Origin of the sequence: Hoeflea prorocentri (assembly GCF_027944115.1) — a bacterium.
GTDB classification, from domain to species: Bacteria; Pseudomonadota; Alphaproteobacteria; order Rhizobiales; family Rhizobiaceae; genus Hoeflea_A; species Hoeflea_A prorocentri.
On the sequence record NZ_JAPJZI010000001.1, the window covers coordinates 215539 to 229824 of the forward strand.

A 14286-nucleotide genomic window follows, 5' to 3' on the forward strand; every position below is an offset into this window, starting at 1 on the left:
CATGTTTATGATTTTGGGGAAGCAGGTGCGCGCCGATCGGATGACGGCCGGCGCGTAATCGTCGCGATCAGTGACGGTATTGCTGGATACGCGTGGTCCGCAGTCCTGCAAGGCCGTGGGCATCGATGGATGCCTGCCAGGAAAGGAATTCCTCGACGGTCAGCGTATAGCGTTCACACGCTTCCTCAAGGCTCAGAAGTCCGCCCCTTACGGCGGCAACGACTTCGGCCTTGCGGCGGATGACCCAGCGCCTCGTGGAGCTCGGAGGAAGATCGGCAATTGTCAACGGACTACCGTCGGGGCCGATTACATATTTAATTCTCGGTCGTACCATCTCGGTCATTGGACACTCTACACAAACTCAAAGACCTAACTTCCAACACCATACAGATTGAGGTTTAAAGATTGTCTAAACAAATGACCTTGAGTTTACATGTATTTGAGTGATCGCTTTTGAGGCCGGCGTGACACGGTTGTCGACTTTTCTTGCGACCTATCGCTAGTGCATTGCTTTTAAAGAATTAATAGGCTGGTTCTGGGTTGGCCGGTCGAAGGTGCCTTAGCCGTTTGCACCAACCTGAAATTGTGGGCAATCCGGATTGCACCGCCGATTGCGCCGGATGAAACGAAGTGCGTATTGCGTCGGAAGATGGGTTTGGCTGCCGGTTTTCAGCAGCGGTTTCGAGGGCAAGGGCGTTCTTGAAAAACGGCCCAAGGGCGCGAATGGCTTGCCGACAGACAGCCGATTGCATATATCATTGCCAGAAGCTTGATTGGCGCCTTTAACGCCTTTGAACGCGGAAAACGGTTTTGAACACTTTAGATATCGATAAGAAGCCCGAAGACACACGGGTTGTCGTCGCCATGTCCGGCGGTGTCGACTCGTCGGTTGTTGCCGGCATTTTGAAGCGCGAAGGCTATGATGTCGTCGGCGTGACGCTGCAGCTCTACGATCACGGGGCCGCCGTGCACCGGGCCGGCTCCTGCTGCGCGGGCCAGGACATTGATGACGCACGGCGCGTCTGCGAAACGCTGGACATCCCTCACTATGTGCTGGACTACGAACAGCGTTTCCGCGAGGCCGTGATCGATCCGTTTGCCGAGAGCTACGTGGCCGGCGAGACGCCTATTCCCTGCGTTGCCTGTAATCAGACGGTCAAGTTTGCGGATCTTTTGAAGACAGCCCAAGATCTCGGCGCTGATGCGCTGGCCACCGGGCATTACATCCGCTCACGTCCCCGTGGCGAGCACAGGGCGCTTTATCGTCCGCTCGATAGCAGCAAGGACCAGAGTTATTTTCTCTTTGCCACGACCCAGGAACAGCTCGACTTCCTGCGGTTTCCGCTTGGCAGTTTGCCGAAGGCCGAAACCCGGGCTTTGGCGGCCGGCATGGGGCTGAACGTGGCCGACAAGGCGGAAAGCCAGGACATCTGCTTCGTGCCGCAGGGAAAATACAGCGACATCATCACAAAACTGCGGCCGGAAGCGGCGGCGAAGGGCGAGATCGTTCATATTGACGGCCGGGTTCTTGGCCGCCATGACGGCATCATGCATTACACGATCGGTCAACGCCGTGGCATAGGCGTTGCGGTCGGCGAACCCCTTTACGTTGTTCATCTTGATGCGCCGTCTTCGCGTGTAGTTGTCGGTCCGAGATCGGCGCTCGACACCCACAGGCTTTTCCTGCGTGACGTCAATTGGCTTGGCGACACGCCGCACAGTGAACTGCCGCAGGACGGTTTCAACTGCTTTGCCAAGGTTCGCTCGACGCGGCCGCCAAAGCCGGCAATCGTCTGGTCGAGGGACGGCACGCTGGTGGTAGAACTCGAAAAGGGCGAGCCGGGCATTGCTCCGGGGCAGGCCTGTGTCCTTTATTCAAGCGATGAAGACGATGCGCGTGTCTTCGGCGGCGGTTTCATCGACCGGACCGAACGCACGGACGAGGCGGAAAAACTGCTTCAGGCGGTGTTGTCAGACGCTTCCGAACCCGCGGCCCTGCACCAGGGCTAAGCCTTGTGTGATTTAACCCGAGGCGTTCCGTCCGTGCAAAAAAAGGCCGGCACAATGGCCGGCCGATACCCCAGATAGCGGTTTGGTTATTCCGCCGCCACCGCCTGGCGGGAGGACGCAAATTCAATGATCGTCTCGATGATGCGATCCTGATCGCTGCGCTGCAGGTAGGGATGCATGGGCAGGCACAATATTGAATTCGGCAGTTGTTCCGTGACCGTCAGCTCGCCGGGGCCCTTCGGATGGTGAGCATAGGCGGGCTGCTGATGCAGCGGTTTGACGTAGTAGATCACCGACGGGATATCGCGCTCGGCCAGCGTTGCCTTAAGGGCGTCCCGGTCGACGGTTTCGATGGCGAACTGCGCCCAGGCTGACACCATGCCTTCCGGCGTGTGCGGCACGCGGACATGGTCTTTCAGATTTTCGCTGTAATAGGCCGCAACATTCTGGCGTGCTTCCAGCTCCTCGTCGAAGATCGCCAGTTTCTCAAGCAGGATGGCTGCCTGGATCGTGTCGAGCCGAGAGTTTATGCCGACATGAATGTTGTCGTACTGGCTTTCACCCTTGCCGTGGAAAGCATAGGAGCGCAGCTTTTCCATCATGGCATCGTCATTGGTGAACATGGCGCCGCCGTCACCGTAACAGCCGAGCGGTTTTGCCGGATAGAAACTGGTTGCCGCGGCATGGCCAAAGGACCCGCAACGGCCGGCAGGGGTCTTGCCGCCAATGCTTTGTGCAGCATCCTCCAGCATCAGCAGGCCGAATTTGTTACAGACGGCATTGATCGCCGGGTAATCGGCAGGCGTGCCGAACAGATCAACCGGAAGCACAGCCTTCGGATTAAGGCGGCCCTCCGCGCGAATGGCGACGATGGTTTCTTCAAGATGGACCGGATCGATATTGTATGTCTCGTGCGAGACTTCCACGAAGACAGGGGTTGCACCGGTCAGTGCCACGACTTCAGCCGTTGCGGCAAATGTGAATGACGGCACGAAGACCGCGTCTCCCGGGCCGATCTTCCAGGCCATGAGCGGGATCAGAAGCGCATCGGTGCCATTGGCGCATGCGATTGCGTGCTTGACGCCCACATAGTCGGCAATCTTTTCCTCGAATTCCGACACTTCCGGTCCGAGAATATAACGGCCTTCGCTGAGAACCTTGGAGACTGCCTTTTCAAGACGATCGCCAATGCGCGCCCTTTGCGCAGCAAGATCGATAAACTGCATGTTTGCTTCAGTCCCCCTGCGGTCGCACTGATGGTGGTCCGGAATAGGCCGGTCGCCCGACAGTGCCTAAAAAAGAGTATTGTGGACATTCGGACCCCAACATGCCGAATGTCCACACTCTCACCGACAATAACGTCAAATCCCTTTGAATCTAGCTAATACGCTGTCATTGCACATATTTCTACCCCTTGACCATCACACAAAGGCGCAGTTTGTAACCGCAGGTGATCGGTATTTTTTGGGTGATTTGCGCCGCAAATCGCCAATCAGTCGTGGCTTACAGTGCCCGTCGAGAGGATTTTGATGACGGCGAGGCCGTCGTCAACCGGCGTGCGGGAGGGTTTGCCTTCGGCAATACACGCGATGAAATGGGCGCATTCACGTGTCAGCGGAAGCCCGTCCGCGATGTCGATAAAGCGCGGCTCGGCCGTCTCAAACTCCAGGCCGTTGTCACCCTTCCAGACCTGGTGGTCATAAACAGCGAGCTTTTCCTGCCATGGCGCGACATCATCAAACACAGCCATCGCCTTGTCGCCGATCACCGTCAGGCGGCGCTCGCGGTAGGGGTTCAGGCGCGAGGCAAAGACATGTGAGCGGATGCCGCCCGGGAAGCTCAGATGCAAATGGGCAAAATCGCTCAAGTGATCGAGGACAGCCGCCCCTTCGCCACGGATATCGGCGGGTTCCTCGCCGGTAAGCGCCAGAATCAGCGACAAGTCATGGGGGGCGATATCCCAAAGCGCATCGTTTTCGGTGTGAAACCTGCCGAGGCCGACGCGGTGGGAGTGGATATATTGAATATGTCCCAGCTTGCCCTCTAGAACCATGCGTTCGAGGGCTTCGAAGGCCGGGTGAAAGCGCAGCACATGGCCGGTCATGACTGTCAGGTCTGTTTTTGCCGCGGCTTCGACGACGGCCGAGGCATCCTCGACAGTCAGCGCAATCGGTTTCTCGATCAGAAGATGTTTGCCGGCTGCGATGATCTTGAGAGCCATCGGCGCATGGAACTGCGGCGGCAGCGCGAGGACAACGGCATCAATGTCGCTGCTCGAAAGAACGTCTTCCATGTCCATTGAAGCAACGCCGAATTGCCCGGCAAGGTCTGCCGCGCGGATTTTATCCTCATCGCATACGGCATAAAGGGCTCCAAGCTCGCTCAGTGTCCTGACGTGATTCCTGCCCCAATAGCCGCATCCGATGACGGCAACTGCCGGTTTGGATTTCATACTGTTTGTCTGCGTCCTTTGTCGTTCCCGCGTTGCCATATCGGCCTGCCTGGCAGCGCGCAAGTGGCGGGCCGGATTTTCTGCAAGCTTTTGCTTGACACCGGCAAGCGTGCGCCCTTATATCGCGCCGTTCTTGGCTCTCCGGCGGGGTAGCTCAGGTGGTTAGAGCAGCGGAATCATAATCCGCGTGTCGGGGGTTCGAGTCCCTCTCCCGCTACCAATTTTTTCAAAGACTTAGAGAGATTTCGCTGAAAAATAGCCGTTTTTGCGTTAGCGCGAAAAACCCTTATTTTTCAACACTTGTCAGATTTTCCGCATTTTCCGTTTGACATAGATTTGACATGCGCGTGCCTGTTTGTACCCGTTTTGTCTTGCGAATTCCTGTTAGGTTGCGCAGTTCACTTTCGTGATGATGTTTGTCAGGAGAACAACGCTTGCTCAGCTGCCTTGGCAGCGTTTCTTTCGTCCTGATATTCGCGCCAAAGATGCCCGTAAATATCCCATGTCGTCTGGATGCTGGCATGCCCCGCCCAGGTTTTGACTTGCTTTGGCGTGGCGCCGTTTTTGATCCACAACGATATTCCTGCATGACGAAGGCTGTGCATGCCGAAGAGAGGCTTATCGCCTTCCTTGATAATATTGGCGGAGACCATCAGTGGAACCCAAAGCCGATTATAGAGATTGGCATAGCTTTCGACTTTGCCCACCCCGTTGCCGAAGACCAAAGCATCCTGATTTGAAGGGCATGAAAGCATCCACTTGCGGAGTGCTTTTGCTGTTCGAGGCCCTATTGGCACATTACGAATGCTGTTCTTTGTTTTAACTCGCTCAATGTTGTTCCAGCGATCGGCCTTGCGTCGAACCTGAATCTCGGTTGTCGGCTTCTTCAAACATATGAACCGTCGGCTCACGGCGCGTAGTTCGCTTATTCTGAGGGCTTGGAATAACAAGACGCTCACGAAGGCTTCGGCGCGTCCACTTTTGTCGAAGTTCGCCGACGCTTGGAGAAACGTTTTCAAGACTTCCATCGGGGGCAAATTCAGAGACTCACGGTCAGCTTCCCAATCGGGCGCGGTGCGTACCGAAATCGCCCGCGCCGGATTGCTGCCGATCCAACCCTGACCCACCGAATAGTCAACGATCATACGGAGCGTCGAAAACACGCGTTGGGCCAGATCGTCGCTACGGCTGACTTCCAGTTCACGTGCGAAAGCGACACAGTCCGGTCCACTTAGCCGAGAGATTTTTGATTTTGCGATATTGAAAGGTATTAAGTGCAAGCGGACGTGTTGTTCGTATCCCCTCAACGTAATTCGCGCTCGCTTACTGGCGTCGACCAGGTTTTCGAAGTCGCTGAGAAATGCTCGTGCGGCGTCTCCCACCGTTATCGAACGTTTATCAGGCACATGAACGCCGCGGGCAATCTGACCTTCAACACGGATGCGTTCGTCTTCTGCCTCGCGTTTGGTTCCAAACTGCTTCTGTTGAAGGTTTCCGTCACGATCAACATAGTTCAGCTGCCAGGCGGTGCGTTTCTCGCCCGATTTTGTTGCCCAAGACCTTTTCCTGACCCTTGCCATACACGAAGCCTGTATCTATCTCCGTTCGCGTCCGAGTGCCTGCTGCTCGCGTTTCTTGAAATAGGTTTCGAGCGAAGATTTCCGCGCGACTAGGCCGATACCTGGTTCGTTCCAGATTGGCATGCAACCGCGCTCTGCAATGTGATAAATCCTCCTCGGTTTACACCCCAAGGCAGCGGCAATAGCCTTGGCGCCGCAAAGGAGATCCGAGTCAAGCCCTTTGCCTGTTTTCGCTAGCGCGTTACTCTCGTGCTGTCGTTTGCAGTGGTACATCGGCTATTCCTGAACGGCTTGTTCTCGTCTTCGACCATCACTAACGTTTTCCCAAGATGCTCTTGGTTGTGTGTCATATCTAAGTCCGGAAATTCGACAGATCAACGGAAAAACTCACGTAAAAATATACACTTACATCCACCATCAACCAGCTGTTGTTCTCTCGGGGAAAGCCTCGAACAGTCCGGCTATTTCCATCCAATATTCTTTTTTCAATGCTTAATCAGATTATGGCCGGGCCGAAGAAGGCGGACTGTCAAGGGCGGCCCACAGGGCCGCCGCCAGAGGCGGGCATAGCCCCTTGACTGTCCGGTGCGGCCCGGCAGGCTTGCTTGCAAGCAGCAAAAACCCTTCCAATCCCCCAGAAGATCCTGGCATCTTCGACATGCGGCCCCTTAAAGGCGCTGTTCTCGATCCGCCATACGCTCAAGGTCGGAGAGGACGGCATCCAACCATGCGCGATCCTCATACATGTAGACCCGGGCTGCATCTTGCCGTGTCGCGATAGCCCCAAGGCTAAGCTTGGCATGGACGCCAGCTACCGTCCGTGCTGGAACAGCGACAGCTTCACGCACGGCCTTTGCGTAGCCTTCAAAGGATTTCCAGCATTCAAGCCATGCATTCGCATGAGTGTCTCTGAGGGGGCTGGGCATGAGATCGCTTCGTCTACCTGCTGCTCGAAGTCGTTTGAGTAGTCGCCGCGCCCTGGCGTTCCGGTTACGAAATTGTTCTGCCGTCGCAATGCGGCGAAACAACTCGGCATCTGCGTTGGGATCGAGGTCGGGTAGCGTAGGCACCGGAAGGGTATCTATGGCGTTGAAAGTAGGAAAGGCCAATGCCGGTGTGGCAAGGCCTCCGGCCAGTATGGCACGGCGGGAAAGTCTTGTGTTAAAGGTACGGGTAGCCATGACCGGACTCCTCTAAGTCAGGTTGTGGTCAGGCGTGGGGTGGGTGTTCGCGCACCCCCTCACGCTGTTCGGTTACCATGCATTGTCTCAGTAGATAAGTAGTGATACCCCTGTATCACCTATTTCCTATATAGTCAACTGTAGGCATTAATGTTGATCTATATGGATCAAGAAAGTTCTTTTGAATGGTGACATCTGAACAGATTCGTGGTGCGCGCGCGATGCTCCGATGGGAGCAGAAGCAGCTTTCGAAGGCTTCGGGTGTCTCGATTCCAACCATCAAGCGGATGGAGGCAGGATCCGGCCCGGTACGTGGGACGTACGAGAACGTGTTAGCGATTCAGACGGCACTCGAAGATGCTGGTGTTGAATTTGTTGATGCGAATGGTGGTGGACCCGGTGTGCGGTTGCGAGGATAGAATCGCAGATGTCAACTCGCCCGATTAAACGCTGTGATTTTTAAGCAGAATGTGAAAGCGGGCGTTTGCAGCGAGCGCATTCAATCACTACAAGTCCAAACCACCGCCCATATACTTTCCCTTGTAGGGGAGGGGCTTTTTGAATACCGCACGGAACAAAGCGTCGACGCAATCAATAATTGCCTGCAGCGCTCCTATTACCTCTATATGCGAGAGAGAATGAACCTCCTTGGGGTGCACAAGCCGGTTTCTTGCGTCAATGGCGGCTTGCAGTTTGCTAAACCAAGTACCTTTGGAAGCAGCCACGTCATCGGAGAATTTTTTGAGAAGTAACTCAATGCGATCAGTCATTCTGGAAAACTTTGGAGTGGCTGAAAGTCGAAAAGAGCCCTTTTCGAGGCGCACCTCCCTTTCGAGTAGCACACCCTTTTCATGTACGGACAAGATTGAACGGTTTTTAAAGTGATCAGAGATCTCGTTAATATGCGCTTCTAAGAAGGAAACCCCGTGCAAAAGTGCAGCTCGGAGAAAAGCTTGTTTTTGATCTGTGCGCTTTTCGATCTCTGCCTTTTCCGCAAAGCCCTTGGCGGCATCCATCAAAGTCCTCGCATAGTCCACAAAATCGGACATTAAAGCTTTGCCTTACCTTTTTCGAACTCCAACACGGCCTTCTTCGCCTCGTAGCCTTTGATTGCGGTATCTATCACACCCTTCGAAAAGCCAGTCCCCTTTTCCGCTTGCAGCCAGAAAAGTTCAGTGAAACGTCCGCGTTCTTTTGGATCTGAGCGGAAGCCTAATCCTCGATAAGCCTCAGGGTCGGTCGCATGCTTTCCCTGAGCTAGCAAGTCGGCACGCAATGGATCCTTGCTCGTACTCTTTACAAGGTCGTAGTGCCGCTTCAGGCGCGCTTTGTTCCTTTGCAGCACGCCAGCAACGAAAGCCCAACCTGCTAGCAAAGCTATGTTCCGCGTTTTGTAGATTTGGTCGGCTCGCCCCTTTAGCTTTTTTGTTTTCTTGTCCATGAAAGCGGCCTTTTGAGCTTCTTGAAGTTTCACGAATTGCTTTCCCGCTTCTAGCAGGTTTTTATCCTGCCACATCTTTGGGTGATCCTTTTTGGCCTGAACCCAGTCTTGGGGCTCACGTTCGCCCGATTTTACAATTTTGGGCGTGGTGTCGACTGAATCGAACTTTTTGTCGTCAATGTTCTGGCCAGCATAGAAATTCACAATAAATGTTCGGGCTTCTTTCACAGTGGTTGGACTTGCCCTGCTCGCCTTGTCGGCAAAATCGCCATCCTTTTCCAGAAGTCCACACTGCTGGCACCAGTCACGAAGTTCGGGCCCTTCCATCGTGGCATACATTCTATCAAGCAGGTCTGCTGACACAGCTATGTTGGTATTCGAGATTACTTGAACATCCAGCCTCTGGTCCTTGTCCAAGTCGAAGTAGACTTTGATTCCGTGATGCACATCAATCTTGTCGTTCAGTGCCTCCGAAATCGCTTCGAACCGGTGCTGACCACCGATTACCTCAAGAGTGCCATCATTATCACTCAAGAACTCGCAGACGATATTGCTGAACTTACGCCTTCCCAAGGCATCTGACTTCATCTGCTCGAAAGCCGAGTGGTTTGTTACTAATTCTCGATTCGCTCGATAATCGCCGGAGGCATCAGGATCCAGTGCCACGTCCGTAGTTCCGTGCGCGCAGATAATTGAAGCAAGAGCGTGGCATTCTACAAAAGGGGCTCCGGTTAGTTCATCGATCAATACAATCATGTTCTGGCGCTCCAACGGCTTGAACAGCTCGCAAAACTCTACGATTAGGCTTTCAAGTTCAGTGCCCGTTGGATCTGTGGGGAAATCGGAGAATGTGATCTTATCCGTCAAGACTGTCCTCTTTTGTCGCTGAATTGAGAGAGCACTCATAGTTATACTACTTAGAATCGCCCGGGTAACTATCTTCAGCGGCCGTAGGCCGCGCTGCAACGCAGCGCTTCAACGGACGATGAACAGCAGGTTTGGGCCGATAGCGTTCACTTGCATGGGCCAAACTATAGCTGACCAAAGAGTCGCGGAGATCAGCCTTCTGCATGAGGACTAGAAGTCGAATGATGAAAACATCGTAGAGGTTCAATTCACAACACACCGTTTGAATAGGTGCACCAAAGGGACAAATCGTTCATTCCTACGGTAACTAGACCGATATGGTGAGATGTCCTGAGAGTATAGGCAGCGAATGATTTCAGAAAAGCGGATAGTTAGGGCAGTTGATGACGCAAATGTACATTTCCTCTGGTGCTGGGAACGGTTTCAGAAGCTGAAAAGGTTTGAAATTGAGCCACAGGATCTGACTGACTTTCAAGTCAGGCTAACTGCAGCATTTACGATACTTGATCGGACCTATCGATTGATCAAAGCTGACCAGAAGCGGCTCATTGAACGAAAAGAGCAATACAGTCGGCCTTGGTTTGCCAGCAGAATGGGTAAGCTAGACCTGTACTTGAAGGCGGTAAAAGAGGCCCTCGGGATTGGCCGCAGCCTAGGGGATGGATTCGCCTGGATTTTTTACAAGGATGAATCCGCGCTGCTTGAGCAACATAATACAGAACAGCGACAGCTTCTGCTTCCGCCAAGTGTTGGAGGTCTGGGTGAACGGGCATTCATCGAGAAGTTGCAGGGCCTCAAAGGCATGTTTGTGCTGTATCATGCCATCACCTCGTTTCTGCGCCTGGGCGACGTCAGCTTTTTCGATCCTGTGTCCGGTGAAATCGTGGGCATCGGCGAACTAAAGACACGCCACGTGGAGGGCGACCGTTACGACATCACATTGGGGTTTGTCTCAGGTGGTTTCGAAAACCCAATGCTGAAGCAGGACGAGTCTGAAGAGCCCGATGTTAGATTCGAGCCCTTGGACCAATCAACTAGGAAAAAGCTCAACAAGCAGATGGATCAGCTGGGTAACGCTTTGGAAATGCGTGTCAAGGCGGATGCCAATCCGAGAATCGAGACCTCCAGCAAATTCCATTTTGAAGTGCTAGAGCGAAATATTCAAAGCTGCGGCGCCAGGGCCTTTGAGATGAGAAAGGCCGGACCGGGTCTTATTCTCGGTGCTTGGCGTCCACGCCTACAGAGTAGCCTTGGAAAGAGAATTATGCGATCAGCGACGAACATAGACGCGGCCATCAGTCCGGTAGAGGCGGCCGTCGCGAAAATCCTTGATCCTCAACTTGAAGACAACTGTCTTTTCATTGGCAACCTTGGCAATCATGAAACGGGCTTCCCGGTCACGCCAAGCGGCGGAGTTCCCATGATCTGGTGGCCGCTCGGAGAGCAACAGATACATGACCTACTCTTTGGACACGTGCTAGTCATCACGCTATTCAACCCCGCTATACTTTGGGCGATCCTGCGCAAGCGAGGCTTTGAAGTCATTTTGGGCCGAAGGTCACGCGTTCTGAAGATCACCAAGAAGGTGGGAAAAGCAGGTCTGGACCTGGAAAATTTCTCCTACTTTGAGAACCTAATACCTTATGCGCTCATGGATGAAAACGCCGTGGCTGATATGATCGATGCAAGTGTGAAGCAGATAGTGGCTGCCGCAGGCGGTCGCCCCGCGAAAGTTGGCATTAGACCACACCTGAGATTTGAGCCAGATAGGCGCAAATGACTCAAAGGTAAATCGTGACGGCATCAAAATGGCATTTTAGTTTTCGCGATGTCACCTACGCCACCTGAAGATGGCCCATTGGCAATTCGCCTTGTGCGCTTGGGTGACGAAGTTCCCATAGAGTTTCTTTTGCGGAAACTCGGCGCATCCCCTGCAAATGCCTGCTCACCATTGCTCTCGGGCTCCCAAAAGCAGTCCAACCGCGGTCCTGTAATAGTGCGTTGGCACGAATGGCGGCTAAGGGCCGAAATTCCCCGTCTTCTTACTCTTTTCAGTGCGACTTCAAAATCCCCCATAAGCGCGCCCGTCCGTGAGCGGATAGAAGTGCCTCTATCGCTTCCTTTTCCTAATATGTCCCGAAGTCCCGCGCTTTCGTTAAACGACTGACTGATCCTTGTGCCATGTTTTCGCCATTGATAACAGAGGCTTGCCCTCTTTCGCCTGCACATGGGGTTTTGCGCGATGTGCAGGTAAACCGGTTGTGCAGACAAGGGGTTAGGGTGCTTTTGCACCATCACCTTTTATCTTGCCCTCACTAACCGGGCTGTTCCTGTCAAGCCCATTTCCAGTTCGGTGCGCTTTAACTCCTGCAATGCTGTCATCGCTTTTGCCTCCTTTCATTGCTGTTTCGCCTTCATTTGTCTGCACATCGGCGGCGCGTTCTGGCGGTCCATGCCCTACTTCGTGATCGGATTATCCCGTCACATGCTGTTGTTTGAGGGGTGAAAGGCCCAAGCCCTCAGCGTCGTGGTCGATCATCAAAACGATGTTTTCACATGCAAGATAACGGGCTCTTTCCTCCCGCGGCCCCGCCAGGGGACGCTCCGCACGAGGGCGGATTCGGGTGTTAAATTGTTGTCTATTTCCTCTTTTGTTTCATCAAAATCATGTTCGTCTCCACGCTCATGCGGCGGCTTTTTCAGCTGAAAATTGGAACTCCGTGCCGTCGACCCACATGCGATGCATGATCACGGCGAGCTTACGGCCAACGGCGACACAGGCGCATTTGAAGCCATTTCGGCGTTGGATTCTGAGCCCCCAGGACTTCAGTGCGGACCACTTCTGCACACGGCACAGGATGGAATTACCAGCTTCGAACAGCAGCGTTCGAACCTCGCCGTCACCACATTTTGAGATGCGTCCTTCTTGATCAACCGTGCCGGATTGAAAGCGTTGCGGCGTCATCCCGAAATAGGCGCCAACGGTTTTGGAGTGTCGAAAGCGCTTCGGATCATCGATCCCGGACATGACAGCGACGGCCGTCATCGGGCCAACACCAGGAATGGTCATGAAGCCGCGCGTCACAGGATTAGCTTTCGCCGCCAGCATTATCAGGCGCTCGCACCGGGTAAATTGAACGAGCAGAACGCTGCGCGCCTGCAGCATGGGGTCAATCATCTCGTGCAGAAATGGATCTTCATTGCACAATAACTCACGCATTCGATGATCGAACTTGGCTCGCGAGATATGACCCGTCTTGATGCCAAAGACCTTCAACGTGCCGCGAATGGTGTTCTCGATATCGAGAAACTTACGCTTCAGCATGCGCCTGTTGGCCAGCAGAATGCGCAAGCGATGGCTCTCATCGCTCTTGACGTGGACCTCGCGAAACCAGCCCGTGCGCATCATTTGCGCGATGCCCTTGGCGTCGTTCCGGTCGGTCTTGTTGCGCATGGCGCTCAGCGCCGTTTGAACGCATCTTGCCTCGAACTTCGGCAGACCTAGACCCTGGGAGATTACGTCGGCAGTCATTTGCCGAACTCTAGGTGCGGGTGCTCCCTCTTTCCAATCCCATTCGCTTTTCTGTTCGGTGAAGGTCTTGAGCAACTCCCGCACTTCTCGAGCGTCTTAGCCCGCGATCTTATCAGGAATGTCCATTTCCGCTCATATTCTTACGCCTGAGATCGACGGTGACCTATCGTGGTCAACTGGTCTCTTTCAGATGTCAGTACCGATCTGAAACTTGTCGCCAGCCACTTGGGGATGCACGCTCACGAGCTTTTCTATGAACAGATTCAGCAGCTGGCTTCTCTTATTCGCTGTTTTAGTAGTGAACTCGTAGAGACAATTGTAGCCAATCTTTTCAGGCAGGATTGGGCGTATCTCGTCCGTTTCCACCCAGTGGCGGGCGTAGTGGTAGGGAAGATAGGCAGTATACTTTCCAGACAGAATGAGAGTCACGAGCCCTTCGACGGTGGAGGCAGATGCGCCAACAAGGAACTTGCGTTCGAACGATGGAAGCTGTGTGGTAGAGACATAGCCGCGGGCAGCGTGTTCTTCGGTGAACACCTCTTCCAAGTCAATATTGTCAGGAGCCCTTTCAAACAATGGATGTTGACGGCCGCAATAGAGGTTCATTCCAGAGGTGAACAAGGGCTGATATTCCAGTCCCTGTCGTCTGGCGGGAAAGAAACCGATACCCATATCACAAGCACCATCGAGCACCATCTGCTCTACTTCGTTTGTTGCTACAACATAAAGAACAACTTCTGAGTTGTTTCCTTGCTCCTTGAAATCACGAATAGCCTCATGCAACCGAAGGTTCTCACTAAACACCGAGCCATCAACGACACTCACGTGAAGTCGACCACTCAGCCGTCCAGAGGAGGCGGCGACCGATGACCGGAACTCATCGATCGATCTAAATAGGGTCTGACAGGCTTCAAAGACGTCCTTGCCTTCGCTGGTCAACCAGAAGCCTGAACGACCTCGGTGGCAAAGCGTTACACCCAAACGCTCCTCCAGCTGTTTCATCTGCATACTAATATTGGCTTGAGAGACATTGAGTGCGGACTGCGACGCTGCAAATCCCCCACAGCGAACGACCGTCATGAACACCCGCAACAGCCGGATATCGATATCTGACACTGAACCGCGCATTCGAATCCTTACTTCAGTCAGTACTTAAGTGAGGTTAAGTTAATTTACATGGTTCGGCAATCAATCCTCCTCCAATATCTATATTGTTGCATCCG

The 14286-nt window shown here is 53.7% G+C and carries 11 protein-coding genes and 1 tRNA gene; 3 read left to right on the top strand and 9 right to left on the bottom strand.

All coding sequences use genetic code 11. The annotated features are described in order from the left end of the window. Positions 1–67: 67 nt before the first annotated feature. Positions 68–343, bottom strand: coding sequence for a CtrA inhibitor SciP (gene sciP, locus OQ273_RS01035; protein WP_267988611.1), 276 nt, complete (start codon positions 341–343; stop codon positions 68–70). Positions 344–810: 467 nt separating this feature from the next. Between sciP and mnmA the strand changes: the two genes are divergently transcribed. Further along, positions 811–2010: a tRNA 2-thiouridine(34) synthase MnmA gene (gene mnmA, locus OQ273_RS01040; protein WP_267988612.1), complete on the top strand. Its 1200-nt coding sequence runs from the start codon at positions 811–813 to the stop codon at positions 2008–2010. An 86-nt stretch (positions 2011–2096) separates the two neighbouring features. Here the strand turns inward: mnmA and OQ273_RS01045 are convergent, their stop codons facing one another. Together OQ273_RS01045 and OQ273_RS01050 are read right to left on the bottom strand one after the other, a co-directional pair. After that, the gene (locus OQ273_RS01045; RefSeq protein WP_267988613.1) at positions 2097–3236 is read right to left on the bottom strand and encodes a DegT/DnrJ/EryC1/StrS family aminotransferase; all 1140 of its coding nucleotides are present in this window, start codon (positions 3234–3236) and stop codon (positions 2097–2099) included. A gap of 266 nt (positions 3237–3502) precedes the next feature. Next, positions 3503–4462 (bottom strand): Gfo/Idh/MocA family protein, encoded by a 960-nt coding sequence (locus OQ273_RS01050; RefSeq protein ID WP_267988614.1) that lies wholly within the window; start codon positions 4460–4462, stop codon positions 3503–3505. A 143-nt stretch (positions 4463–4605) separates the two neighbouring features. Between OQ273_RS01050 and OQ273_RS01055 the strand changes: the two genes are divergently transcribed. Beyond that, positions 4606–4682, top strand: a tRNA-Met gene (locus OQ273_RS01055). Between the two features lie 199 nt (positions 4683–4881). On the opposite strand, the gene OQ273_RS01060 is transcribed toward OQ273_RS01055, so the two are convergent. From OQ273_RS01060 to OQ273_RS01080, 4 genes are all read right to left on the bottom strand, one after another. Next, the gene (locus OQ273_RS01060; protein ID WP_267988615.1) at positions 4882–6042 is read right to left on the bottom strand and encodes a tyrosine-type recombinase/integrase; all 1161 of its coding nucleotides are present in this window, start codon (positions 6040–6042) and stop codon (positions 4882–4884) included. Between the two features lie 668 nt (positions 6043–6710). Continuing rightward, positions 6711–7223, bottom strand: a complete 513-nt coding sequence (locus tag OQ273_RS01065) for a hypothetical protein (protein WP_267988616.1) — start codon at positions 7221–7223, stop codon at positions 6711–6713. Positions 7224–7729: 506 nt separating this feature from the next. Beyond that, complete coding sequence (locus OQ273_RS01075; protein ID WP_267988618.1) at positions 7730–8272, bottom strand: HEPN domain-containing protein; 543 nt, start codon at positions 8270–8272, stop codon at positions 7730–7732. Continuing rightward, positions 8272–9531 carry a hypothetical protein gene (locus tag OQ273_RS01080; RefSeq protein WP_267988619.1) on the bottom strand — a complete coding sequence of 420 codons (1260 nt, stop codon included), beginning with the start codon at positions 9529–9531 and terminating at the stop codon, positions 8272–8274. Before OQ273_RS01080 ends, OQ273_RS01075 begins: the two co-directional genes overlap by 1 nt. Positions 9532–9880: 349 nt before the next feature. Here OQ273_RS01080 and OQ273_RS01085 point away from each other — a divergent pair, with 349 nt between their 5' ends. Then, positions 9881–11311: a hypothetical protein gene (locus OQ273_RS01085; protein ID WP_267988620.1), complete on the top strand. Its 1431-nt coding sequence runs from the start codon at positions 9881–9883 to the stop codon at positions 11309–11311. Between the two features lie 903 nt (positions 11312–12214). Here OQ273_RS01085 and OQ273_RS01090 read toward each other — a convergent pair. After that, positions 12215–13138: an IS110 family RNA-guided transposase gene (locus OQ273_RS01090; RefSeq protein ID WP_267988621.1), complete on the bottom strand. Its 924-nt coding sequence runs from the start codon at positions 13136–13138 to the stop codon at positions 12215–12217. A gap of 111 nt (positions 13139–13249) precedes the next feature. Then, complete coding sequence (locus OQ273_RS01095; RefSeq protein ID WP_267988622.1) at positions 13250–14191, bottom strand: LysR family transcriptional regulator; 942 nt, start codon at positions 14189–14191, stop codon at positions 13250–13252. Between the last annotated feature and the right edge of the window lie 95 nt (positions 14192–14286).

Excerpts from the sequence above, each read along its gene's own strand:
- OQ273_RS01065 (WP_267988616.1), bottom strand. The coding sequence starts at position 7,223 with ATGGCTACCCGTACCTTTAACACAAGACTTTCCCGCCGTGCCATACTG.
- OQ273_RS01095 (WP_267988622.1), bottom strand. The coding sequence starts at position 14,191 with ATGCGCGGTTCAGTGTCAGATATCGATATCCGGCTGTTGCGGGTGTTC.
- OQ273_RS01050 (WP_267988614.1), bottom strand. The coding sequence starts at position 4,462 with ATGAAATCCAAACCGGCAGTTGCCGTCATCGGATGCGGCTATTGGGGC.
- OQ273_RS01075 (WP_267988618.1), bottom strand. The coding sequence starts at position 8,272 with ATGTCCGATTTTGTGGACTATGCGAGGACTTTGATGGATGCCGCCAAG.
- OQ273_RS01060 (WP_267988615.1), bottom strand. The coding sequence starts at position 6,042 with ATGGCAAGGGTCAGGAAAAGGTCTTGGGCAACAAAATCGGGCGAGAAA.
- OQ273_RS01045 (WP_267988613.1), bottom strand. The coding sequence starts at position 3,236 with ATGCAGTTTATCGATCTTGCTGCGCAAAGGGCGCGCATTGGCGATCGT.
- sciP (WP_267988611.1), bottom strand. The coding sequence starts at position 343 with ATGACCGAGATGGTACGACCGAGAATTAAATATGTAATCGGCCCCGAC.
- OQ273_RS01085 (WP_267988620.1), top strand. The coding sequence starts at position 9,881 with ATGATTTCAGAAAAGCGGATAGTTAGGGCAGTTGATGACGCAAATGTA.